The organism is Caulobacter sp. GW821-FHT05F04 (assembly GCF_059419665.1).
On record NZ_JBWKSF010000001.1, the window covers coordinates 243,771 to 267,439 of the forward strand.

Here is a 23,669-nt window from a genome sequence, read left to right on the forward strand (position 1 = left end):
CAGCCAAAAGGATGGGCGGACCTGGCGGCCCGCCCATCCGCTACGCTGGCCTTCCCCGCTCGGGGCAGGGAAGATTTCCGCCTACCAGAACAGGTCGTAGTAGACGCTCAGGACCTGGCCGCTCCAGACGTCGACCAGGACGGCGTCGGAGCCGACCCGGACCCACTCGCAGCCGATCGGCGGCAGCGGCAGGCCGTACGAGCCCCAGCTCAGGTAGTAGGAGCTGCCGTACCAGCCGCCCGGCAGGTAATCGCCGAACGACCAGCTGCGCGCATACCAGCCGCTCGGATAGCGATAGGCCGGAGCCCGGTAGCGTTGCGACGCGCGATAGCTGGGGCGGTAGTAGCCGCGGTTGTACTGGTGGCGGCCGCGGTCACGATCGCGGTACTGGCCCTGCCCCGGACGACGGTCGTTTCGGTCCCAGCCGCCACGATTATTGTCCCAACGATTGTTGTCGTTGCGATCCCAGCCGCGGTTGTCGTTGCGGTCCCAGTTGCCTGGACGGTTGGCTTCGCCGCGATTGTCGTTCCAGTCGGGCCGGCCGCCGCGATTGTCGTCGCCACGATTCCAGCCGCCCGGACGGTTGTCGTTCCCGCCCCGGTTCCAGCCCGAACCGCCGTTGTTCTGCTGCTGGGCCTGCGGTTGAGGCTGAGGCTGCTGTTGCGGTTGGGTCTGCGGGCGGTCGCCACGATTCCAGCCGCCGCGATCGCCTCGATCGCCTCGATTCCAGCCGCCGCCGTTGTTCTGCGGTTGGGCCTGGGGTTGCGCTTGAGGCTGAGCCTGCGGACGTTCGCCGCCGCCGCCCCGGTTCCAGCCGCCGCCATCACCGCCACGGTCGCCGCCGCGATCACCTCTGGGGCCGCCGTCGCCGCGCTCGCGCGGGGCGCCCTGCTGCTGCTGAACCACCACCCCGGCGGCGGCTCCGGCCTCGGCCGCCGCGCCGCCCAGCAGCGAAAGCGCCAGGGCGGTCGTGATCAGACGTTTCATTTCTTGCTCCGAAGGGCCTTGAAGCGCGGCCCGGGCTTGTCCCTTGATAGCAGTGTCGGACTCGCCCGATGAACCGTGCTTGAACGAAGGAACGCGTGAGGGCCACGATGAGCGCGCACTACAACGACATCGTCGTCTTCTGGCGCGGGGCCGGACCCAAGAAGTGGTTCAAGAAGGATCCCGCCTTCGACAGCGCGATCGCCCTGAAGTTCGAGCAAACCCATTACCGCGCTTCCATGCGCCGCTACGACAAGTGGACCGAGACGCCCCTGGGCTCGCTGGCCCTGCTGATCCTGCTCGATCAGTTCCCACGCAACATGTACCGCAACACCCCGCACGCCTTCGCCACCGACCCGCTGGCCCGGATGTTCGCCCACGAGGCCATCGCCGCCGGCCATGACACGGATCCGGCCATCGACGCGGATCTGCGCCCGTTCTTCTACCTCCCGTTCGAGCACTCGGAATCGCTGGTCGACCAGGAGCTCAGCGTCCAGCTGTTCGCCGCCCTCCAGGCCGACACCGGCGACGAGGAATCGATGAAGTTCGCCCTGCTCCATCGCGACATCATCGCCCGCTTTGGTCGCTTCCCCCACCGAAACGCCGGCCTTGGTCGCAAAACCACCGAGGCCGAGCAGGACTTCCTCGACGAAGGCGGGTTCGCCGGTTAGCCCCCGCCAATCTTGGCGCGACCGCCCCTCGCCTGTAGGGTGACGCCTCAAGTTCGGGGACCGACCGGGGAACACCACGTATGAAAGCCTTCCGTAGCGCGCTGGCCGTTGGTCTGGCGCTGACCACCCTGACACCTGTCACGGTCTTCGCCCAGGCCAAGGCCAGCAAGGGCCAGACCATGCAGACCCAGGCCTCGGCGGAGGTCCCGCGCTGCGCCCGCAAGCTGGGCACGCTGTCGATCGTCGATGGCGACGATTCCAGCGGCTGGACCCAGTACAACCTCGCCTCGCCGCAGAAGGTGCTGCGCGCCATCGTCCAGCGTTCGGGCTGCTTCAACCTGGTCGACCGGGGCGCGGGCCTCGGCGCGGCCGAGAAGGAGCGCGCGATCAGCGGCAATCTCGGCCTGCAGCGCGGCTCCAACGTCGGCCAGGGTCAGGTCAAGGCGGCCGACTACGTGCTGGTCGCCGAGGTCCAGGGCAGCAACAGCAACGTCGGCGGCGGCGCGGTGGCCGGCGCCCTCGGCGGCATCATCGGCGGTCGCGTCGGCGGCCTGGTCGGCGGCATCAAGACCAAGAAGCTGGAAGCCAACACCGTCCTGTCGCTGACCAATGTCCGCACCACCGAGACCATGTCGGTGGCCGAGGGCTATGCGGTGAAAAACGACATCGGCTGGGGCGCGGGCGGCGGCTACGGCTTCGCCGGCGCGGTCGGCGGCGGCTACGAGGACACCGACATCGGCCGCATCGTCACCCTGTCGTTCATCAACGCCTATTCGAAGATGATCGGCGACCTGGGCCTGCTGTCCGAAGCCGGCCCGGCCGCGGCCGCCGCGCCAACCAAGACCTTCGCCGCCCAGCGCCCCGTCGCCATGCGCGCCACCCCGGTCGCCGGCGGCAAGCTGATCCGCACCCTCCCCGCCGGCGCCATCGTCTATCCGACGGGCAAGCAGCAGGACCTGTGGTGGGAAGTGGCCGACGAGAACGACAACGTCGGCTGGGTGCTGAACACGGGTCTGGCGCCGAGCAAGTAGGTTTCTCCTCCCCCCATCTGGGGGGGAGGTGGATCGCTGCGGATACGCAGCGAGACGGAGGGGGACGGCCCGGCATCTCTGAGCTGGCGCTCGCCCCCTCCACCGCCGTTCGGCGGTCCCCTTCTCCAAAGGGGGAGGAGAGTTAGCGCCCCCTGTGGACGCTTCCCCGCGCCGCAGTGTTCAAACCCGCGATTCGCGACCAGACTGCCAACCATGACCACCGCCGTCCTCGACGCCCTGAAAGCCGCCGCCGATCATCCCGAGCGGCAGTATCTGGCCCTGCTCGCCGACATCCTGGCGAACGGCGTCCAGCGCGGCGACCGTACGGGCACAGGAACCCTGGGGGTATTTGGCCGGCAGATCCGCTTCGATCTGGCCAAGGGCTTCCCGGTCCTGACCACCAAGAAGCTGCACCTGCGCTCGATCTTCATCGAGCTGCTGTGGTTCCTGAAGGGCGACACCAACATCGCCTATCTCAAGGACAACGGCGTGCGCATCTGGGACGAGTGGGCCGATGAGAACGGCGACCTCGGCCCGGTCTACGGCAAGCAGTGGCGCTCGTGGGCCGCGCCCAACGGCCAGTCGATCGACCAGATCGCCAACCTCGTCGAGAACCTGAAGACCAATCCCAACAGCCGCCGCCACATCGTCACGGCCTGGAACCCGGCCGATGTCGACGACATGGCCCTGCCGCCCTGTCACTGCCTGTTCCAGTTCTTCGTGGCGGATGGAAAACTGTCCTGCCAACTCTACCAGCGCAGCGCCGACGTCTTCCTGGGCGTGCCGTTCAACATCGCCAGCTACGCCCTGCTGACCCTGATGGTCGCCAAGGTCGTCGGTCTGGAGCCGGGCGAGTTCGTCCACACCTTCGGCGATGCTCACCTCTATCTGAACCATCTGGACCAGGCCCGCGAGCAGCTGACTCGCGAGCCCTATCCCTTCCCGACCCTGAAGATCGCCGACAAGCGTGACCTGTTCGCCTTCGAGTACGAGGACTTCACCCTGGAAGGCTACCAGGCCCATCCGCACATCAAGGCCGAGGTCTCGGTTTGATCCCCCTCGCCATCGTCGTCGCCCGCGCGGCCAACGGCGTGATCGGTCGTGACGGCGACCTGCCCTGGCGGTTGAAGTCGGACTTGGCCTTGTTCAAGGCCAACACCCTGGGCAAGCCGATCATCATGGGCCGCAAGACCTGGGACAGCCTGCCCCGCAAGCCCCTGCCCGGCCGCATGAACGTGGTCCTGTCGCGCGACGGATCGTTCGAGCCCGAGCAGGCGGTGGTCTGTGAGAGCTTCATGGAAGCCGTCCAGATGGCGCGCGAGCAGGCCGAGGACGACGGCGCGGCGGAGGTCTGCGTGATCGGCGGCCGCAGCCTGTTCGAAGCCGCCCTGCCGAAAGCCAAGCGCCTGTACCTGACCGACGTCGCCGCCGAGGTCGAGGGCGATGTCCGCTTCCCCGACTTCGACGAGAGCGCCTGGACCGAGGTCCGCCGCGAGGAACATCCCGCCGGCGAAGGCGACGACCACGCCTTCGTGTTCCGGGTGCTGGAGCGGCGCTGAGCCCTCCCTGAACGGAACCCTCGCCAGGTTCAAACGAGCGTTTATAGTGATCCCCAACACCCGCTCAGAGGTGTCAGGGAGACGTCGATGGACATCCAGCTGGTCGCCGAAGGTCTGCAATTCCCCGAAGGTCCCGTGGCCATGGCCGACGGCTCGGTGATCCTTACCGAGATCCAGGGTCAGCGCCTGACCCGGGTCTGGCCGGACGGCCGCAAGGAGACGGTGGCCGAGACCGGCGGCGGTCCCAACGGCGCGGCGATCGGGCCGGACGGCGCGCTCTACGTCACCAACAACGGCGGCGCCTTCCAGTTCTTCGAGGCCAACGGGCTGAACATCCCCGGCCCCACGCCGCCGACCCATGCGGGCGGCTCGATCCAGCGGATCGACATCGCCACCGGCGCGATCACCACGCTCTACACCGCGTGCGACGGCAAGGACCTAGTCGGCCCCAACGACCTTGTCTTCGACAAGCAGGGCGGCTTCTGGTTCACCGACCACGGCTGCTCTACGCCCGAAGGCCGCAAGTATGGCGCGCTGTACTACGCCCTGACCGACGGCTCGAAGATCACGCGCTGGCGCGACCACTTCGTCTCGCCCAACGGCGTGGGCCTCTCGCCCGACGAGAAGACCGTCTACATGGCCGACACCATGCTGGGCCGCCTGTGGTCGTTCGAGGTGACCGCGCCGGGCGTGCTGGCTGACGCGCTGCCGCTACAACCCGGCAACGTGGTCTGCAACCTGCCGGGCTACCAGTTGCTGGACAGCCTGGCGGTCGAGGCTGGCGGCAAGGTCTGTGTGGCGACGATCATCAATGGCGGGATCACCGCCTTCGACCCGGACGGGTCGACCGAGCACTATGCCTTCCCGGACGTGATCGTGACCAACATCTGCTTTGGCGGGGCCGACATGCGCGACGCGTGGATCACCGCCTCGGGCACCGGCAAGCTCTACAAGGCCCGCTGGCCGCGGCCAGGCCTGAAGCTGAACTTCAACGCCTGACGATCCAATCCATGAACTGAAGTCACAAGTCCTGTGCCTGTCCACGGCGTAGTTTCGCGTCGTGGCGGGCCCATCTGTGGAGCCGTCAAAGCAACGGAGCCCAGCGATGGACCTCAAACTGAACGACAAGACCGCGCTGGTGACCGGCTCGACCGCCGGTATCGGCCTGGAGATCGCCCGCACCCTGGCCGTCGAAGGCGCCAAGGTGTTCGTGACCGGCCGCACCCAGGACAAGCTGGACGAGGCCCTGGCCAGCATCCGCGCTTCGGGCGGAGCCAAGGTCGAGGGCGTGCTCGCCGACGCGGCCACGGCCGATGGCGCCGGCGCCATTCTCAAGGCCGTCCCCTCGGTCGACATTCTCGTCAACAACCTCGGCATCTACGAGATGAAGGCCTTCGCCGATATCCCGGACGAGGACTGGCTGCGCCTGTTCGAAGTCAATGTGATGAGCGGCGTGCGCCTGTCGCGCGGTTATTTCCCGGGCATGCTGGAGCGAAACTGGGGCCGGGTGATCTTCATCTCGTCGGAGTCGGGTCTCGCGATCCCCGGCGAGATGGTCCACTACGGCATGACCAAGAGCGCCCAGTTGGCGGTCGCGCGCGGCATGGCCCAGCAGACCAAGGGAACGGGCGTCACCGTCAATTCCGTGTTGCCCGGCCCGACCCGCGCGGCCGGCATCTTCGAGTTCCTCAAGAGCGTCTCGACCAATCCGAACGGCACGGCCGCCGAGCACGAGGCGGAGTTCTTCGAGAAGCACCGCACCTCGTCGCTGTTGCAGCGGATGATTGAGCCGCAGGAAATCGCCAGTCTGGTCGCCTATGTCGCCAGCCCGCTGTCGGCGGCCACCAACGGCGCCTCGCTGAGGGCCGAGGGCGGTCTGGTGACCACGATCGCCTAGATAAAGCGGCGGGAGGAGCGTCAGCCCCCGCTCCCCCGCCTACTCCCGCAGGAACGCGCCGGCGACCAGTAGGGCCATGGCCAGCAAGGCAAGCAAGCCGGACAGATAGGGCAACCAAGTCATCGACGCCTCCTTCTCGTGAGTGGGACGACGATGGTCCGGGGCTGGCGCTAGGCACAGCCCCGGAACGGGGGGTGTCGGCTAGTACAGCGTCCCCAACGCCGCGCGCTCGAAGTTCTTCAACTCGTCATTGCGGCCTTCGCGAATCTTCACGACCCACTCCGGATCCTGCAGCAGGGCGCGGCCGACGCCGACCAGGTCGAACTCGTCGCGCTCCAGACGCTCCAGCAGGCCGTCGATCGAGGCGGGCTGGCTGCCCTCTCCGCCGAACGCGGCGATGAACTCGCCCGACAGGCCCACCGAGCCGACCGTGATGGTCGGGGCGCCGGTCAGCTTCTTGGCCCAGCCGGCGAAGTTGAGGTCGGATCCCTCGAACTCCGGCTCCCAGAAGCGGCGCTGCGAGCAGTGGAAGATGTCGGCGCCCGCATCGGCCAGCGGCTGCAGCCAGGCCTCCAGCTCGCGCGGGGTCGAGGCGTTCCGGGCCGTGTAGTCCTGCTGCTTCCACTGCGACAGGCGAATGATCACCGGATAGTCCGGGCCGACGGCGGCGCGGACCGCCTTCAGGATCTCGGCGGCGAACCGCGCCCGCTCGCCGATCGTCGGGCCGCCCCACTTGTCGGTGCGGACGTTGGTGCCCGCCCAGAAGAACTGGTCGATCAGGTAGCCGTGGGCCCCATGCAACTCGACCGCGTCGAAGCCCAGGCGCTTGGCGTCGCCCGCGGCCTGGCCGAAAGCGGCGATGGTGTCGGCGATGTCGGCGTCGGTCATCGGTTCGGTGAACGGCTCGCCGTCCGCCTTCGAGATGCCCGAGGGGCTGTCGACCTTGCCCAGCTGAGCCGGCCCCTTGGCCGAGCCGACATGCCACAGCTGCGGCGCGATCAGCCCGCCGCCGGCGTGGACCTCGTCGACCACCTTCTTCCAGGCGGCCAGTTCCTTCTCGCCATGAAAGCGCGGCACGTTGGCGTCGTTCAGCGAGGCCGGACGGGCCACGCCCGTGCCCTCGGTGATGATCAATCCGACCTGGTTCTCGGCGCGGCGGCGGTAGTAGGCGGCGACCTCGTCGGTGGCCACGCCGCCGGGCGAGAACGACCGCGTCATCGGCGCCATCACCACCCGGTTGGGCAGCTTCAGCGACTTGAATTCGAACGGCTTGAACAGGACGTCGAGCGACATGAGGGATTCCGAAACAGGAGAGGTTGCTGGCGATCCAAACACGCGTTTGGATCGCCGCGCCATGCAGAAAAACTGAGGCGCTAGAGCCCCAGCACCATCTTGGCCATGATGTTGCGCTGGATCTCGTTCGACCCCGCGTAGATCGAGGCCTTGCGGTAGTTGAAATAGGCCGGCGCGGCCGGCGCGGCGTAGTCCGGACCGGCGCGCAGCTCGTTGCTCTTGGACCAGGGATCCTCGACGAACGGCGCGGCGTAGGTTCCGACCGCCTCCAGGGTCAGCTCCGTGATCGCCTGCTGGTACTCCGAGCCGACGCATTTCAGCATCGACGAGGCCGGGCCGATCGCCTTGCCGGCGGTGCGGCCGGAGAAGATCCGCAGCTCGGTGGCGTTCAGCGCTTCAACCTGGATCTCCAGGTTGGTGATCTTGTTGCGGAAGTCGGCGTCGTCGATCAGCCGGCCGCCATCGTCGGCCAGCTCCAGGGCGGCGATGCGCTTGACCTTCTTGAGCATGTTCATCAGGCCCGGCGCATAGGCGTTTCCGCGCTCGAACTCGAGCAGGTACTTGGCGTAGGTCCAGCCCTTGTTCTCCTCGCCGATGCGATTGGCGACCGGCACGCGGACATTGTCGAAGAAGACCTGGTTGATCTCCTGCTCGCCGTCGGGCGGACCGTCCAGGGTGGGCAGCGGCTTGATCTGGATGCCGGGCGTGTCCATCCGCAGCAGCAGGAACGAGATTCCCTCCTGCGGCTTGCCCTGGTTCGAGGTGCGGACGAGGCAGAACATCCAGTCGGCCCACTGGGCGTGGGTGGTCCAGATCTTCGAGCCGTTCAGGACGTAGTCGTCGCCATCTCGCTCGGCCTTCATCTGAAGGGAGGCCAGGTCAGACCCCGAACCGGGCTCCGAATAGCCCTGGCACCACCAGATGTCGGACTTCAGGATCGGCGGCAGATGCTGGGCCTTCTGCTCAGGGGTGCCGAACGCCATGATCACTGGCGCGACCATCTTCAGCCCCATCGGCGAGGACGTCGGCACGCCGGCCAGACTCATCTCCATGTTGAAGATGTAGCGCTGCGAGGTCGTGAATCCCGCCCCGCCCAGTTCGACCGGCCAGTCCGGCGCGGCCCAGCCGCGATCGGCCAGCTTCTTCTGCCAGGTCACCTGCCCGGCCTTGTCGAGATAGCCGTTCTTGGACTGGCTGAACTGCTTTCGTAAGGCCTCGTCATAGGCGGTCGCGATCCAGTCGCGAACCTCCTGCTGGAAGGCCAGGTCCTCGGGCGAGAAGGCCAGATCCATCGCCGCCTACTCCACGGCGTCCAGATATTCGATCTCGGGGCGACCGGCCATGAACGGACCCATCGCCGCGCCGGCGGCCTTGAAATAGTCCGTGCCGCCGTGGTGCTTCAGCGCGTCCTCGGAGGCGTAGAGCTCCAGCACCTTGTAAAGGCCCGCCTCGGTCTTGGACCGGGTCAACTGGTAGACGAGGCAGCCCGGCTCATTGGCCTTCACCTTGTTCTGGAGATCCAGGAACACCTTCTCGAAATCCCCGGACTTGTCCGGCTGGACTTTCAGAACCGCGACGACGCCAATCATGCTTGCCTCCCAACGTTTGTTTGAAAGGCAGGATGCGGGAGCAAGGCGATGGGAGCAAGGGGGACGTGGCGGCAACGCGCCTTCATGCGCCCAGCCTCTCAACCGTCATTCCCGCCCCACGGGCTGGAATGACGGAATATTCTGCTGAGTCTTTGCTTTAGGGACGCTCGTTCCAGCCGTAGGCGACCCAGGAGTGGCCGCCGACATTGCGAGCTTCGATCAGGCTGGGATCACCCGCCGGAGCCTTGGCGACCTTGCGGCCGCGGAAGGTGAAGGCGGCGAGGCCGAAAAGCGCGCTGCCCAGAAAACCGACGGCGACCACGGTCGCGGCGAACACCACCGCCAGCACCGCGCCGATCACCACCGCAACCGAGGTCGCAAGAGCCCCGGCCATCCAGGCCAGGCTATGGAAGGGCGAAGCTGCGGCGCCTTGGCTGCTCATCGTAATCCTCTCGTCCACGCTCATGATCAACAAAGTTGGTTCACAAGCGCTGAACCGCAACTGAACACCCGACGGCTTCGGATGAAAAGCCCTTTTCCGGCTCCTTATGGAGCGGCGGATCGTCTCGGCTCAACCGGCGGCGGCCAGACCCAGTTCCTTGCGCTCGCGCATCACCGTCGAGAAGGCGGCGTTGATGGCGGCGGCCTTGGTCTCGGCCAGCGCGATGAAGTCGGCCGGCAACCCGCGCGCTCGAGCGCGATCCGGGTGGGCGTTGGACAGGGCCAGCTTCCAGGCCTTGCGCACCGTGGCGTCGTCGGCGTCGGCCGGCACTTCCAGGATGGCGTAGGGATCGTCCTTGCCCACGCCCAGATGGGTGGCGCGCAGACGGCGGAAGGACAGCGGCGACATGCCGAACAGATCCGAGACCCGCTCCAGATAGTCCAGCTCGTCCTGGGTCACGACGCCGTCGGCCTTGGCGATATGGAACAGGCCGTCGACCACGTCTTCCAGCAACTGCGGACAGGTGCTGTAGCGCTTGGCCAGGCGCTTGGCGTAGCTCTCGAAGCCGTGAGTCGTCTGGCGCGCCAGGTCGTACAGGCGGTGAATGTTCTGCTCCGACGCCGGGTCGGGCTGGAACACCTCGGTGAAGGCCAGGAACTCGCCGCCGTCGGCGCGGCCGTCGACCTTGGCCAGCTTGGCGCCCAGGGCGGTCACCGCGGTCGAGAACGCCGGGTCCTCGCCCGGCAGGCCGCTCGGACACTCCGTGCAGTCGGCCAGGTCAAGACGCCGGGCGGCGATACTCGCAATGTTGCGCCAGAAGGTCATGAAGCGCCTCGAAACCAGCGACGGACGAAGAAGATACGCGTGACGGGCCCTCTCGGATCACCCGTCAGCTCGCTTCTAGCACAATGAGAATGATCGTTCACATGACTTTAGTGCAATGCGGCGAAACCGCATTCACGCGACGAGGGAGCCGATTGGCGCTTCGCTCGTTATGGCCGCGCTTGGCTTCATCGCCACGCAACGGTCCCATTCCCGATCGAAATGCTCTAGTCAGACTCGACGTATTGTAAAAAGGACATCCGCCCGCATGGCGAACGCCCTCTTCCTCGCCCTCGCCCTCTTCGCCCAGGACGGTCAGGCCAGCCAGTCGCCCAATGCTCCGCCGACCGATGAGTATGGCTATGTCGCCTGGTGCTACGGCGCCCTGGGCGGCTACGCCAATCTCTATGATCGCGTGATGCCGGAGGTGACGCGGATCGAGAAGGCGTTCCCGGGTCCTGACGGCGTCGCCGCCTCGCTGAAGACCTATCCGGAAATGCGCGAGCAGGCGCGGAAGGACCTCAAGGTCTTCGCCTCGGCGATCACGGCGGCCGAGAAGGCCAGCCCGCGCCCGATCTCGGAATATGGCGGCGCCCAGGTCAAGCGCGGCCAGTCCGTCTGGCAAGGCGCCGACACGGTCGACAAGGCGCGCCTGGCGCAGATGTGGATGAGCTGGAGCCCGCCCGGCGATTGCGAGAAGCGCGCCAAGGCGCTGGAGACCCGCTCGACCATTCTGGGCAAGGCCCTGAACTACAACAACGCCGCAGCGGCCTCCAAGGTCGAGACCAAGCCGGAAACCTCCAACCCCGCATTCGACGCCACGCCGGCGCCCGCCCGGGAGCCCGCCGCGCCGCCAGCGCCCGCGCCGACGCCGGCCGCCGAAGCGGCGCCCACGCCGAAGCCGATGATCGCCAAGCCCGCGCCGGCGAAACCCGCTCCGGTCAAGGCGGCGAAGACCGAGGCCAAGTCGGCCGCCCCCGGGCCGCTGACCAAGCCCCCGGCCGCCAAGCCGCCGCCGATCGGCGGCAATGAAGTGATCGTCGACCCGGTTAACCCGATCCCCTGCGCCGGCAGCCTCGTCCCCGCCAAGCGTGGCGGCCGCGACGTGCTGATCTGCAAGGCGGACTGACGGCTGCTTGGCTTGAGCCTTCGGCGTTCGCACGCCCGTCATTCCGCCGCGTGCTTGCGGCGGAATGACGGGTCCCGCGCATGAAGCGCGCAATGAGGCGGAAGGGCTACCGAACCCTGGCGTTTTCGCGCACCCCGGCGATGGAGTCGGCGGGCATAGGGCGACCCAGCAGGTAACCCTGGAACTCGCCGCAGCCCAGTTTCACCAGGGCGTCCAACTGGCCTTTGGTCTCGACGCCCTCGGCCGTGGTCTTCAGACCCAGCGACTTGGCCAGACTGATGATGGCGCTGGCGACAGCCATGCTCTCGCTGTTGCCCGGCAGGCTGGAAACGAACGAGCGGTCGATCTTCAGCTTGTCGATCGGATGGCGGCGCAGATAGGCGAGGCTGGCGTAGCCGGTGCCGAAGTCGTCCAGGGCCAGACGGAAACCCAGGCGCTTGAGGCGACGCAAGGCCTCGTGGACGCCGTCGCTGTCCTTCAGCAGGGCCGTCTCGGTGATCTCCAGCATGAAGACGTCGGCGCGGGCCCCGGTCTCGGCCAGGGTGGCGACCATCTCGTCGACGAAGCTGGGGCTGGACAGCTGGATGGCCGAGACATTGACCGACACCTCCAAGCCCGACCAACGCAGGCTGTCGTAGCAGGCGCGGCGGAACACGGCCGCTCCAACCAGGCCGATCAGCCCGCTGGACTCGGCCAGCGGGATGAAGATGGCCGGCGAGATCTCGCCGCGTTCCGGATGGGTCCAACGGGCCAGGGCCTCCACGCCAATCATCGCGCCGCGCGCGTCGGTCAGCGGCTGGTAGGCGACGGCTAGGGATTCGCTTTCCAAGGCCGAACGCAGGTCGCGCTCCAGCCCCTTTCGCAGGCGCAGGGCCGCGTCCATCTCGGGCTCGAAGAAGGCGAAGCGGCCGCGGCCGGCTTCCTTGGCGCGGTAGAGCGCGACGTCGGCCTGGCGCAGCAGCTCGGCCTGCCCCTGGTCGGCGTCGGAGACGACCGACACGCCGACCGAGCACGACAGGTGGGCCCGGCCGATGGAGAGATCCACCTCGCCCGACAGGCCGTCGACCACGCGCTGGGCTAGGGTGGCCGCGCCGGACGGGGTCGTGTCGGGCTGGATGATCGCGAACTCGTCGCCGCCTAGTCGGCAGATGGTGTCGGTCTCGCGGCAGATGTTCACCAGCCGACGGGCGACCTCGCGGATCAGCTGGTCCCCGGCGTCGTGACCATAGCTGTCATTGACCTCCTTGAACCGGTCGAGGTCGATGCACAGCACGCCCAGGTGCCCCGGCTTGCGACGCAACAGGGCGTGGGCGTGGACCAGGCGGTCGGTGAACAGGGTGCGGTTGGCCAGGCCCGTCAGCGGGTCGTGCAGCGCCAGGTGCTTGGCCTCGGCCTCGCTCAGCAGAAGCTTCTTGGCCGCGCGGCGGGTGACCCGGAACAGCAGGAACGAGCCGGCCGCCGCGGCCAGCACCGCCAAGGCCAGCATCGGGGTAGCCGACTTCAACAGCTCCTCGCCCGGCTTGCGCGGGGTCCAGCTCAGGACGACGCGGCGACCGTCGGCGGCCTGGCCCAGCACGGCCTGGGCGGCGTCGATGCGGACCGCGTCCGGCTTGACCACCTCGATATGGGCGTCGCGCAGCAGGAAGCGTTCGGAAAAGGTCTTGATGACGCTGTTGGCCACCGGGATGCCCGTCACCAGCAGCGGCGCGCGGGGCCCGCGGGTCTTGGCCTTCAGGTCCGGGCGGATCAGCGAGACGGTGATCAGCACGGGCTCGTCGCCGATCAACTCGACGCGGCTCCCGTGCACGGCGCGCAGCGCGGCGACCTTCTTGGGATCGGTCTCGATCTTGCGGATTTCGGCGACCAGACGTTCGGTCGAGGTCGCGTATCGGGAATAGGCTTGCGGCGCGACGTCCCTGCCATTGATGTGGCCGTAGATCGGCTTGCCGTCGGCGTCGAGAACGAAAGCGACCTTGTAGCCCAGGGCTCCCCCCAGCGAGGCGCCGATGTTCTGGCTGGCCCACGCCTGGTCGTAGTGGTTGTCCAGCTTGATGATCGCCTCATCCCAGATGACGTAGGGATTGAGGGCGGTCTGGATCTCCTTGCCGCGCTGGCGCAGGCCATTGCCGACCAGGGTCTGCTCATACTGGCGCTCGCGCGCGTCGGCGTGGCGTGTGGCGACGGTCAAGGCGACACTGGCGAGCAGAATCATGCCTGCCGCCATGCCCGCGATCAGGCCAAAGATCTTGACCTCGATGTTCCGACGATCCATCCCATTCCCCTGAGATGGCGCATCCTTCATGGGAACCGTTGCCGAATTCCTTACCGTGATGACCCGGTAGACAAATTATCGCACAGCGTTACGCGATTTGGGTTTCACGGTTTCCGCCACCCGACACATCCGCGCCGGAACGGCCCGATCGGTGTCCAAATCGCCGGCTGGCCGGGCCCCGCGGCGTCGTCAAGCCGCCGCGCCCCGCGCCCGGGCGGCGGGGTCGTAGTTGAGGATCGGCGATAGCCAGCGCTCGGCCGTGGCCACGTCCCAACCCTTGCGGCGGGCATAGTCCTCGACCTGGTCGGCGTCGATCTTGCCGACCCCGAAATAGTGCGCCTTCGGATGGCTGAAATAGAGGCCCGAGACCGCCGCGCCCGGGGTCATGGCATAGCTCTCGGTCAGCTTCAGGCCAGTGGCGGCCTCGGCGTCCAGCAGCTTGAACAGCGTACCCTTCTCGGTGTGATCGGGCTGGGCGGGATAGCCCGGCGCGGGACGGATGCCCTGGTACTTTTCGGCGATCATCACGTCGGCGTCGGCCGCCTCGTCCGGGGCGTAACCCCAGAGTTCGACACGGGCCTTGTAGTGCAGCCACTCGGCGAAGGCCTCGGCCAGGCGGTCGGCCAGGGCGGAGGCCATGATGGCGCTGTAGTCGTCGCCGGCGTCCTTGAACGTCTTGACGATCTCGTCCTCGCCGTGGCCGGCGGTGACAGCGAAACCGCCGACATAGTCCGCGCCCTGCCCGATCGGCGCGATGAAGTCCGACAGAGCCGCGTTCTGCTTGCCTTCGCCCTTGTCCATCTGCTGGCGCAGGGTGTGGAAGCGCGAATATTCGGCCGCGCGGGTCTCGTCCGTATAGAGAACGATGTCGTCACCCTGGGCCTGGGCCGGCCAGAAGCCGATCACGCCCTTGGCCCCGAACCACTTCTCGGCCACCACCTTGTCCAGCATGGCGCGGGCGTCGCGGTAGAGGTCGGTGGCGGCTTGGCCAACCACGTCATCCTCCAGGATCTGCGGGAAGCGGCCGATCAGCTCCCAGCTGGCGAAGAACGGCGACCAGTCGATGAAGGGGACCAGTTCTTCCAGCGAGGGCTCGAACACCCGGGTCCCGATGAAGGCCGGCTTGGGCGGCGTGTAACTTTCCCAGTCGATGGCGAAATTCCTGCGACGCGCCTCGGCGATGCTGGTGCGCGCCTTGGCGGTCTGGCCCCGGGCGTACTGCTCGCGGATGCGGACATATTCGGCGCGGGTCTCGGCCTGCAGGCGGTCGCGCTCGGTCGGCGACAGCAGGCCCGAGACCACGCCCACCGCCCGGCTGGCGTCCAGCACATAGGTGGTCGAGCCCTTGTGATAAGCCGGCTCGATCTTGACCGCCGTGTGGGTGCGGCTGGTGGTGGCGCCGCCGATCAGCAGCGGGATGGTGAAGCCCTGGCGCTCCATCTCGGCGGCCACGAACACCATCTCGTCCAGCGAGGGCGTGATCAGGCCCGACAGGCCGATCATGTCGACCTTGTGCTTGCGGGCTTCATCGAGGATGCGGTCGGCCGGGACCATGACGCCCAGGTCGATGACTTCGTAGTTGTTACACTGCAGCACGACCCCGACGATGTTCTTGCCGATGTCGTGGACGTCGCCCTTGACCGTGGCCATCAGGATGCGGCCGGCCTGCTCGCGCGGCTTGCCGGCCTTCTCGGCCTCCATGAACGGCTCCAGCCAGGCGACGGCCTGCTTCATGACGCGGGCCGATTTGACCACCTGCGGCAGGAACATCTTGCCCGAACCGAACAGGTCGCCGACCACGTTCATGCCATCCATCAGGTGACCTTCGATGACGTGCAGCGGCCGCTCGACCGACAGGCGCGCCTCTTCGGTGTCCTGGTTGATGAACTCGGTGATGCCGTGGACCAGGGCGTGGGTGATGCGCTCGTTCACCGTGCCCTTGCGCCATTCCAGGTTGGCTGTCTGGACCTGACCCTTCTCGCCCTTGTAGCGCGGGGCCATGTCGACCAGGCGCTCGGTGTTGGAGACGTTGGTCCGCTGCGGGCGATTGAGGATCACGTCCTCGACGGCCTCGCGCAGCTCGGGGTCCAGGGCGTCATAGACCGGCAGGTCGCCGGCGTTGACGATGCCCATGTCCATGCCGGCGTTGATGGCGTGGTACAGGAACACCGAGTGGATGGCCCGACGCACCGGCTCGTTGCCGCGGAAGCTGAACGAGACGTTCGACACCCCGCCCGAAATACGGGCGTAGGGGCAGCGCTTCTTGATCTCGCGCGTGCCCTCGATGAAGTCGACGGCGTAGTTGTCGTGTTCCTCGATCCCGGTCGCCACGGCGAAGATGTTGGGGTCGAAGATGATGTCTTCCGGCGGGAAGCCCACCTTGTCGACCAGGATCTTGTAGGCCTTCTCGCAGATCTCGATCTTGCGGGCGGCGGTGTCGGCCTGGCCGACCTCGTCGAAGGCCATCACCACCACGGCCGCGCCGTAGCGCAGGCACAGCTTGGCCTGCTCGATGAACTTCTCCTCGCCCTCCTTCATCGAGATCGAGTTGACGATGGCCTTACCCTGGACGCACTTCAGGCCCGCCTCGATCACCTCCCACTTGGAGCTGTCGATCATCACAGGCACCCGGGCGATATCGGGCTCGGCGGCCATCAGGTTCAGGAAGGTGACCATGGCCACCTTGGAGTCGAGCAGGCCCTCATCCATGTTGACATCGATGACCTGGGCGCCGGCCTCGACCTGCTGGCGCGCGACCGACAGCGCGGCCGGATAGTCGCCCTCGACGATCAGCTTCTTGAACTTGGCGGAACCGGTGACGTTGGTGCGCTCACCGATATTGACGAAGACGGGTCTCATAAGCGGGTCTCGCGCCCCTCCCCTTGATGGGGAGGGGTAGGGGTGGGGTGACGCGGCGGTCGATCCTGACCACGGCGCTCAATTCTGAAACGCTGACACCCTCATCCCCGCCCTTCTCCCATCAAAGGGGGAAGGGAAGGAAAGAGGGCCGCGAAGTTCTTACGCCAGCTCGAACGGCTCGAGCCCCGCCAGGCGCATGGCCTTGGGGCGCTCGGGGATGGCGCGCGGGGTCACGCCGCGCACCTCGTCGGCCACGTGGCGGATGTGGTCCGGCGTGGTGCCGCAGCAGCCGCCCAGGATATTGACCAGACCATCCTTGGCCCATTCGTGCAGGGCGTGGCCGGTCTGGTGCGGCTCCTCGTCGTACTGACCCATGGCGTTGGGCAGGCCGGCGTTAGGATAGGCCGCGACCAGGGTGTCGGCGATGCGGGCCATCTCGGCGATGTGGGGGCGCATCAAATCAGCGCCCAGGGCGCAGTTGAAGCCCACGGCGAACGGCTTGGCGTGCTTGACGCTGTTCCAGAACGCCTCGGCCGTCTGGCCCGACAGGGTGCGGCCCGAGCGGTCGGTGATGGTGCCGCTGATCCAGATCGGCAGCTCTTCATGGCCCTCGTCGCGCAAGTCGAGGATCGCCTTGATCGCGGCCTTGCAGTTCAGGGTGTCGGTGATCGTCTCGATCAGGAAGAGGTCGACGCCTCCTTTGTAGAGCGCGTCCACCTGCTGGCGATACGCCGCGTAGACCTGGTCGAAGGTCACCTTGCGCGCGCCCGGATCGTTCACGTCCGAGGACATCGACAGCATGACGTTCAGCGGCCCGATCGAGCCGGCGATGAACTTTGGGCTGGCCGGGTTCTGCGCGTTCCAGCGGTCGGCCACCGAGCGGCCGATCTTCGCGCCTTCGAAATTGATGTCCCAGACGTCCTGCTCGGCCAGGTGATAGTCGGCCTGGGCGATGGTGGTGCCCGAAAAGGTGTTGGTCTCGGAGATGTCGGCGCCGGCGGCGAAATAGGCGTCGTGAAGCTCCGCCACGAGATCCGGCCGGGTCAGGCACAGGATGTCGTTGTTGCCCTTCATCTGGCCGTTGTAGTCGGCGAAGCGCTCGGCCCGGTAGTCGGCTTCGGTCAAGCCCTTCTTCTGGAACATCACGCCCCAGGAGCCGTCGAGGATCAGGATCTTCTGCTTGGCGGCGGCCTTGAGGGCGGCCACGCGGTTCGCGCGGATGGAAAGGTCGGTCATTTCCGGACTCCGGAAGCCGCCGCCTGCTGGCGCGCGAGCTCTTCATTGAAGGCGGCCTCCGAGTCGGCGACGTAGCGCGTCAGCTCGGTCGGATCGACGAAAGCATTAGGGTCGCCGCGCAACTGCTTCTTGCGCTTGGCCAGCAGCTCGCCCTGCTCCTCGTGCGCCGGCAGCATCACATCGGTCGGGATGGCCCGCAGCTTGGCGAAGCTGCCACGATAGTCGGCGACGATGTTTCGGTGGGTCTTGTTGCCGACCAGCACATTGCCGGCCACGGACAGCGAGCACGGGAAGGTGACGGTCAGCGGCCGCCCCTTCTCGATCACGGCGGTGGTCCAGCTGGTGCAGCCGATCGTGTGGCCGGGCGTCAGGTGGGCGACCAGCGCCGTCTCGCCCAGCTTCAGCTTCTGTCCGTCGCCGAACGCCTTGTCGACCTTCGCCGCCGGCATGGGCGTGGGGCCGTTCTCGTTGTCGCCGATATGGTGGCCCTGCTCGATCGCCGGCTCGTCGCCGCGCGAGATCCACAGCTTGGCCGTCGGGATGTCGGCCTTCAGCTGAGCCAGACCGCCGGCGTGGTCGTAGTGGGCGTGGGTGTTGATCAGGATCTTCACATCGGCCAGCTGGAAGCCCAGCGCGGCGATGTTCCGCTCGATCTGCTTGCCGACCTCGGCGTTCGGCCCGCCGTCCAGCAGCACATGACCTTCGGACGATGTGATCAGCCAGGACGAGATGCCCTCGGTCCCGACGTAATAGATGTTGCCCACGACGCGATAGGGCTTGGTCGGCTTGGTCCAGTTGGCGGGCATGTCGGCGTGGGCCGCCGGGGCCAGGGCCAGGACCGACGCCGCCAGGGCGATCAGGGCGCGTTTCATGCGGCGGCCTCCGCCGGGGCCGGCGCGGTCTCGCGAACGCCCAGCACGCGGCAGATCGCATAGACCAGATCGGCCCGGTTCAGGGTGTAGAAGTGGAAGTCCTCGAACCCCTGTTCCTGCAGCTTGGCGCACATCTCGGCGGCGACCGAGCAGGCGATCAGGCGGCGGGTTTCGACGTCGTTCTCCAGGCCGTCGAACAGGTTGCCCAGCCACGACGGGATCGCTGTCTGACAGGCGGCGGCCATCTTCTTGAGACCCGCGAAATTGGTCACCGGCATGATCCCCGGCACGATCGGGATGGTGATCCCGGCGGCGCGAACCTTGTCGACATAGCGCAGGAAGGCGTCCAGATCGAAGAAGAACTGGCTGATGCCCAGCGTCGCGCCTGCGTCGACCTTCTGCTTCAGGACGTCGATGTCGTGTTCCAGCGACGGGCTTTCCGGGTGCTTCTCGGGATAGACGCCGACCATCACCTCGAACGGCGCGATGCCGCGCAGGGCCTTGGTCAGCTCGGTGGCGTTGGCGTAGCCATCGGCGCGTGGCGCATAGACGCCTCCGATGCCGCCCTCGCCCGGAGGCGGGTCGCCGCGCAGCGAGACGATGTGGCGCACGCCCGTCTCCCAGTACTCGCGGATCACCTCGTCGACTTCCTCGCGGCTCGCGCCGACGCAGGTCAGGTGGGCGGCGGGCTTCAGGTTCGTTTCGTCCAGGATGCGCTTGACCGTGCGGTGCGTGCGCTCGCGGGTCGAGCCGCCGGCGCCGTAGGTCACCGAAACGAAGGCCGGATCCAGAGGGGCCAGGCGGGTGATCGCCTGCCACAGGCTCTCCTCCATCGCCGGGGTCTTGGGCGGGAAGAACTCGAACGAGACGCGCGGACGAGAGGTGCGCTCGCCGGCGCGGGCGACGGGACCGATCACGCGGCGGGTGGGCGGAAGGGTCATGCGGCGTTCCTCTCGGCCACGGCGGCGACGGGGCGGCGGGCCGTCCAGATCTTGACGGTCAGCCCCTCGGCCGTGGCCGGCAGCAGGGCGATATTGCTTTCCAGATGCAGGCCCGCGGCCTGAAGCCAGGTGACGATCTCGACGTCGTCGAAGCCCAGGCGGCGGTGCTGGTGAACCTCGCGCAGGAACTCGTGGTCGTGCGGGGCGAAGTCGGCGATCAGCAGCAGACCGCCGGGCGTCACCAGCCGCGCGGCCTCGGCCACCGCGTGGGCGGGATCCGACAGGTAGTGCAGCACCTGATGCACGGTGACCAGATCGGCGCAGCCGCCCGGCAGGCCCGTGCGGAAGATGTCGCCATGACGCAGTTCGCAGCGGGTCAGCCCCGCCTTGGTCACCTCGTCGCGGGCGATGTTCAGCATCTGCTGCGACAGGTCTAGGCCCAGGGCGTTGCTGACCCGCTTGCCCAGCAGGGTCAGCATACGACCCGCGCCGGCGCCCAGATCGACCATCTCGTCGAAGGGCCCCTCCCCCGCGGCGCGCAGGATCGCGGCCTCGACCTCGGCCTCGTCGACATAGAGCGAGCGGATCTCGTTCCAGCGCGCGGCGTTGCGCGCGAAATAGGCCTGGGCGTCGGTCGAGCGCTCGGCGCGCACCGTCGACAGCTTGTCGGCGTCCAGGCGCACGATCGGATCGGCGTCGTCGATCAGGTCCAGAGCCTGCTCCACGAGGAAACGGCCCGGCGACTTGGCGGCCAGGCGGTAGAACACCCAGGCCCCGTCCGGAAAGCGCTCGACGAGGCCCGCCTCGGCCAGCAGCTTCAGGTGACGCGAGACGCGGGGCTGGCTCTGATCCAGAATCCGGCACAGCTCCAGCACCGACAGCTCTTCGGCCGCCAGCAGGGCCAGCAGGCGCAGGCGCGTCGACTCGCCGGCGGCGCGCAGCACTTCGACAACCTGTTCGGCGGTGAGCTTCATGAGGACATAAAGATATCTTTATGTCCGATTTGGCAAGGGGAATTTATGCCTCGGCGTCGGCTGCGGGCGGCTCCCAGAGCTCGATTTTAACCCCGGCCGGGTCGATCAGCCAGGCGAAACGACCCATGCCGCCCTCGTCCTGCCGGCCGGTCGGCTCCACGCCCTCGGCGGCGGCCTTGGCCAGCACGCCGTCGATATCATCGACCACGAAATTGATCATGAACGGCGCGGTCGACGGTGCGAAATACTGAGTGTCGGCCCCGAACAGCGCCCAGTTGGTGGTCGCGGCGCGCGGCGACTTGAACACAGCCCCGCCCCACGAATGGATCTCGAAGCCTAGCACCCGCGCGTACCAGTCGCGCGCGGCTTTGGGATCCTCGGCCTTGTAGAACACCCCGCCCAGACCCAGCACCTTGGCCATCGCTCAGCTCCCCAACTCAAGCACCCAGGGCGTCCGCCCAATCCTCCGACCACCTTAGCAGGGGCCACAACGCCGTGATCAAGTCGGACCCGCGCCGGCTGAGGCGATAGCCGCCGTCGGCCGCGACAATATCCGCCGTCCGCAGTTCCGAGAGCCGCGTATTCAACGTCCCCGGCGGCAGCTCGGCCGCCGCCTGCAGAGCGCGGAAGGTCAGGACCCGGCCTTCGCGCAGTTCCCAGACGATCCGCAGCGCCCCGCGCCGGCCCAGCAGGTCCAGCGCCGCCATGATCGGCTTGCCGCTGTCCGAGCCTCGAACGGCGCGCCCCGGCAAGGGGGCCATTTGGGGCGCTTCATTTTTTGTAGCGTCGCTGGAATTTCCCATGTTACAAATTTTGTAGCACGGAGAACCGCCCATGTCGCCGAGGATCGAACCCGCCCAAGCGCCCTATCCGCCCAGCGTCGCGAGTACGCTGGAGCAGTTGAAGACCCCTGGTGAGCAGCCGCTGTCGCTGTTCCGCACCCTGGCCCGCGACGAGCGTCTGTTCGCCCGCTTTACCGGCGGCGGGCTGCTGGACCCAGGTCATCTGACCCTGCGCGAGCGCGAGATCGTCATCCACCGGGTCTGCGCCCTGAACGGCGCGGCCTATGAGTGGGGCGTCCACGCGGCGCTCTTCGCCCGCGCGGCCGGTCTCGACGCCCAGCAACTGGCCGCCACCGCAGCGCCCGGGATCTCCGCCTGCTGGGGTCCGCGCGAGGCGCTGCTGATCGGCTTCTGCGACGCGGTCAACGCCCGCGCCGACATCGACGACGCCCTGTGGACGCGCCTGGCCGAGGCCTTTTCCGAAGAGGCCCGGATCGAGCTGATGATGCTGGCCGGCTTCTACCGGACGGTCAGCCTGCTGGTGAACGGTCTGCGGCTGGAGCCCGAGCCCTTCGCCGCGCCGTTCCCCTCCTAGGCCGCGACCGGCGTGGCCAGCGGCTCGCCGTGGAAGTAGCGGCGCAGGTTCTCCAGGGTCAGGCTGACCATGGCCGGGATGCTGTCCAGGGTCGCGCCGGCGGTGTGCGGGGTCAGCACCGTGTGCGGCACGCCCACCCAACGAGCGGGCGGTGTCGGCTCCTGCGCATAGACATCAAGGGCGGCCATGCCAAGCGCGCCGCTCTTCAGCGCCTCGATCAGGGCGTCCTCGTCGATCAGGGCGCCCCGCGCGACATTGACGATCAGACCCTGCGGCCCGACCGCCTCGATGACCGCCCTGTTGATCAGGTGATGGTTGGAAGCGTCCGAGCGCGAGCAGACCACCAGGATGTCGCTGTCGCGGGCCAGGGCCAGCAGGCTGTCAGCGCGAGGATAGTCGGTCTCCTTGAGGCGCGGCCCCCACCAGGCGACCTTCATCTCGAAGGCCCGCAGGCGGCTGGCCACGGCCTCGCCGATATGGCCCAGGCCGACGATACCGACCTTGCGGCCGCGCAGGCCGTGGCGTGGGGCCATGCGCTCGGCATGGGTCCAGTGGCCCGAGCGCAGGCGCTGGTCACCCTCGACGATGCCGCGCCAGGCGGCCAGGACGAGGCCCACCGCGTGATCGGCGACGTCGGCGGCGTTCAGGCCGGTGGAATGGGTGACGGCGATTCCGTGCGCCTTGCACCAGGGCACGTCGACGCCGTCATAGCCGACGCTGACGCAGGCGATCAGGCCCAGTTGCGGCATCTCCGAGAGCATGTCGCGGCTCAGCGCGAATTCACCAGCGTGAACGATGGCCCGCACACGACGTCCCGGCCCTTCGAAGAACGCCATCCTGTCGGGATAGTCCCACAGGCGGCAAATCTCGTAGGCGCTCTCAAGCAGCGGCTGCAACGGCAGCAGCATCTCGTGCGAGAGCAGGATGTAGGGCTTGTCGACGGGCGCCTTCGCAAGGGTGGAATCGGGCATCCAATGTCCTCCATCTGCGCGGGTCGTTGAGCCCGCGGCGGATCTTTGTCTCGCCCCCGGCGCATCGGTGGAAACGCCATTTCGAGAAGCTAGGCAGAGCCCCGCGCTGGCGCCAGTGTCGGGAACATCACGCTGTGGTGACGAGGCGCGCGTGAAGGCGCGCGCCCGGCAAGAACCCGGTCCGGAGGCGGCGGTTCCGCCAAGCGCCGGGTTTGCAAGGCCAAGCTGTGAACAACCACCGCCGCGAGGGGTTTTGCTAACGGCGCCACAAGGCGCTTCGGATCCGGAGAATTCCAGATGTTGACCAAGATGCTCGCCGCGACCGCGGCCCTGTCGATGCTGGCGTGCGGCGGCTCGGCGCTGGCCGCCCAGGCCAAGGCGTCGGCCCAGCTCGGCCCCAAGCAGCCGATCCCCTATTCGCAGCTCGACGCCTACGCCAAGGCCTCGCCCAAGGCCCAGGCCAGCAAGGACTGGTGGGCTGGCTCGGCCAGCGCCTCGACCGGCATGTCGACCGACACCTCGGCCACCGCCCCAGCCATGTCGAGCGCGCCTGATACGGCCGTGAACCCGGCGCCGTCCGCCGCGCCGCCCAGCTTGCCGATGACCCCGCCGACCAACGCGCCGATGACCGAGGACAAGATGACCCAGCCCGGCGCCGCGACCGCGCCGCCGATGTCCACGCCGGTCGACCCGAAGTAGAGCCCTAAACCGGGACGGCGCGCGCCGTCCCGGCGGCTCAACCGCCGGAAT

General features: G+C 67.6%; 23 protein-coding genes and 2 pseudogenes. 10 read left to right on the plus strand and 15 right to left on the minus strand.

The annotated features are described in order from the left end of the window. Positions 1-81: 81 nt before the first annotated feature. Positions 82-987, minus strand: a complete 906-nt coding sequence (locus tag AC07R7_RS01325; RefSeq protein ID WP_494633759.1) for an RcnB family protein — start codon at positions 985-987, stop codon at positions 82-84. Between the two features lie 107 nt (positions 988-1,094). Between AC07R7_RS01325 and AC07R7_RS01330 the strand changes: the two genes are divergently transcribed. The 6 genes from AC07R7_RS01330 to AC07R7_RS01355 all read left to right on the plus strand — a co-directional run bounded on the left by AC07R7_RS01330 (position 1,095) and on the right by AC07R7_RS01355 (position 6,142). After that, positions 1,095-1,655: a DUF924 family protein gene (locus AC07R7_RS01330; RefSeq protein WP_492834835.1), complete on the plus strand. Its 561-nt coding sequence runs from the start codon at positions 1,095-1,097 to the stop codon at positions 1,653-1,655. Positions 1,656-1,735: 80 nt separating this feature from the next. Then, entirely contained in the window at positions 1,736-2,686 is a 951-nt protein-coding gene (locus AC07R7_RS01335; protein WP_494633761.1) for an SH3 domain-containing protein, read from the plus strand. Positions 2,687-2,899: 213 nt separating this feature from the next. Beyond that, positions 2,900-3,739, plus strand: coding sequence for a thymidylate synthase (locus tag AC07R7_RS01340; RefSeq protein ID WP_494633763.1), 840 nt, complete (start codon positions 2,900-2,902; stop codon positions 3,737-3,739). Further along, complete coding sequence (locus tag AC07R7_RS01345) at positions 3,736-4,245, plus strand: dihydrofolate reductase (protein WP_492834841.1); 510 nt, start codon at positions 3,736-3,738, stop codon at positions 4,243-4,245. The genes AC07R7_RS01340 and AC07R7_RS01345 overlap by 4 nt, the downstream gene beginning before the upstream one ends. Positions 4,246-4,332: 87 nt before the next feature. Continuing rightward, positions 4,333-5,244, plus strand: a complete 912-nt coding sequence (locus tag AC07R7_RS01350; RefSeq protein ID WP_494633764.1) for an SMP-30/gluconolactonase/LRE family protein — start codon at positions 4,333-4,335, stop codon at positions 5,242-5,244. Between the two features lie 106 nt (positions 5,245-5,350). After that, a complete protein-coding gene (locus tag AC07R7_RS01355; protein ID WP_494633765.1) occupies positions 5,351-6,142 on the plus strand; it encodes an SDR family NAD(P)-dependent oxidoreductase in 792 nt (263 codons plus the stop codon). Positions 6,143-6,343: 201 nt separating this feature from the next. Here the strand turns inward: AC07R7_RS01355 and AC07R7_RS01360 are convergent, their stop codons facing one another. From AC07R7_RS01360 to AC07R7_RS01380, 5 genes are all read right to left on the minus strand, one after another. Continuing rightward, positions 6,344-7,435 (minus strand): NADH:flavin oxidoreductase, encoded by a 1,092-nt coding sequence (locus AC07R7_RS01360; protein WP_494633767.1) that lies wholly within the window; start codon positions 7,433-7,435, stop codon positions 6,344-6,346. Positions 7,436-7,515: 80 nt separating this feature from the next. Beyond that, entirely contained in the window at positions 7,516-8,727 is a 1,212-nt protein-coding gene (locus AC07R7_RS01365; protein ID WP_492883507.1) for an acyl-CoA dehydrogenase family protein, read from the minus strand. 6 nt (positions 8,728-8,733) lie between these two features. Further along, complete coding sequence (locus AC07R7_RS01370) at positions 8,734-9,024, minus strand: putative quinol monooxygenase (protein WP_492834850.1); 291 nt, start codon at positions 9,022-9,024, stop codon at positions 8,734-8,736. Positions 9,025-9,181: 157 nt separating this feature from the next. Then, a complete protein-coding gene (locus AC07R7_RS01375; protein ID WP_492883505.1) occupies positions 9,182-9,496 on the minus strand; it encodes a hypothetical protein in 315 nt (104 codons plus the stop codon). Between the two features lie 99 nt (positions 9,497-9,595). Beyond that, the gene (locus tag AC07R7_RS01380; protein WP_492834856.1) at positions 9,596-10,291 is read right to left on the minus strand and encodes a TerB family tellurite resistance protein; all 696 of its coding nucleotides are present in this window, start codon (positions 10,289-10,291) and stop codon (positions 9,596-9,598) included. A 265-nt stretch (positions 10,292-10,556) separates the two neighbouring features. Between AC07R7_RS01380 and AC07R7_RS01385 the strand changes: the two genes are divergently transcribed. Continuing rightward, entirely contained in the window at positions 10,557-11,417 is an 861-nt protein-coding gene (locus tag AC07R7_RS01385) for a hypothetical protein (protein ID WP_494633769.1), read from the plus strand. A 106-nt stretch (positions 11,418-11,523) separates the two neighbouring features. Here AC07R7_RS01385 and AC07R7_RS01390 read toward each other — a convergent pair whose 3' ends face one another. The 8 genes from AC07R7_RS01390 to AC07R7_RS01425 all read right to left on the minus strand — a co-directional run bounded on the left by AC07R7_RS01390 (position 11,524) and on the right by AC07R7_RS01425 (position 21,332). After that, entirely contained in the window at positions 11,524-13,689 is a 2,166-nt protein-coding gene (locus AC07R7_RS01390; protein WP_494633770.1) for a bifunctional diguanylate cyclase/phosphodiesterase, read from the minus strand. A gap of 189 nt (positions 13,690-13,878) precedes the next feature. Then, the gene (gene metH / locus AC07R7_RS01395) at positions 13,879-16,548 is read right to left on the minus strand and encodes a methionine synthase (protein WP_494633772.1); all 2,670 of its coding nucleotides are present in this window, start codon (positions 16,546-16,548) and stop codon (positions 13,879-13,881) included. 159 nt (positions 16,549-16,707) lie between these two features. Beyond that, the gene (locus AC07R7_RS01400) at positions 16,708-17,784 is read right to left on the minus strand and encodes a homocysteine S-methyltransferase family protein (protein WP_494633774.1); all 1,077 of its coding nucleotides are present in this window, start codon (positions 17,782-17,784) and stop codon (positions 16,708-16,710) included. After that, entirely contained in the window at positions 17,781-18,656 is an 876-nt protein-coding gene (gene blaCAU, locus AC07R7_RS01405; protein WP_494633776.1) for a CAU/MBL1b family subclass B3 metallo-beta-lactamase, read from the minus strand. Before blaCAU ends, AC07R7_RS01400 begins: the two co-directional genes overlap by 4 nt. After that, a complete protein-coding gene (gene metF / locus AC07R7_RS01410) occupies positions 18,653-19,597 on the minus strand; it encodes a methylenetetrahydrofolate reductase [NAD(P)H] (protein WP_494633778.1) in 945 nt (314 codons plus the stop codon). The genes blaCAU and metF overlap by 4 nt, the downstream gene beginning before the upstream one ends. After that, positions 19,594-20,571 carry a metalloregulator ArsR/SmtB family transcription factor gene (locus AC07R7_RS01415; protein ID WP_494633780.1) on the minus strand — a complete coding sequence of 326 codons (978 nt, stop codon included), beginning with the start codon at positions 20,569-20,571 and terminating at the stop codon, positions 19,594-19,596. The genes metF and AC07R7_RS01415 overlap by 4 nt, the downstream gene beginning before the upstream one ends. Before the next feature lie 43 nt (positions 20,572-20,614). Next, positions 20,615-20,992, minus strand: coding sequence for a VOC family protein (locus AC07R7_RS01420; RefSeq protein ID WP_494633781.1), 378 nt, complete (start codon positions 20,990-20,992; stop codon positions 20,615-20,617). A gap of 16 nt (positions 20,993-21,008) precedes the next feature. Next, positions 21,009-21,332, minus strand: a complete 324-nt coding sequence (locus AC07R7_RS01425) for a winged helix-turn-helix transcriptional regulator (protein ID WP_492834874.1) — start codon at positions 21,330-21,332, stop codon at positions 21,009-21,011. Positions 21,333-21,405: 73 nt separating this feature from the next. Here AC07R7_RS01425 and AC07R7_RS01430 point away from each other — a divergent pair. Together AC07R7_RS01430 and AC07R7_RS01435 are read left to right on the plus strand one after the other, a co-directional pair. Further along, positions 21,406-21,690: pseudogene (locus AC07R7_RS01430) on the plus strand (carboxymuconolactone decarboxylase family protein); the annotation flags it as partial. Then, a pseudogene (locus AC07R7_RS01435) lies at positions 21,638-21,948 on the plus strand (carboxymuconolactone decarboxylase family protein). The pseudogenes AC07R7_RS01430 and AC07R7_RS01435, both read left to right, overlap by 53 nt. Here AC07R7_RS01435 and AC07R7_RS01440 read toward each other — a convergent pair. Further along, complete coding sequence (locus AC07R7_RS01440; protein ID WP_494633783.1) at positions 21,945-22,919, minus strand: 2-hydroxyacid dehydrogenase; 975 nt, start codon at positions 22,917-22,919, stop codon at positions 21,945-21,947. The pseudogene AC07R7_RS01435 and the gene AC07R7_RS01440 sit on opposite strands and share 4 nt — an antisense overlap. Before the next feature lie 297 nt (positions 22,920-23,216). Between AC07R7_RS01440 and AC07R7_RS01445 the strand changes: the two genes are divergently transcribed. Continuing rightward, entirely contained in the window at positions 23,217-23,618 is a 402-nt protein-coding gene (locus tag AC07R7_RS01445; RefSeq protein WP_494633785.1) for a hypothetical protein, read from the plus strand. Positions 23,619-23,669: the final 51 nt, after the last annotated feature.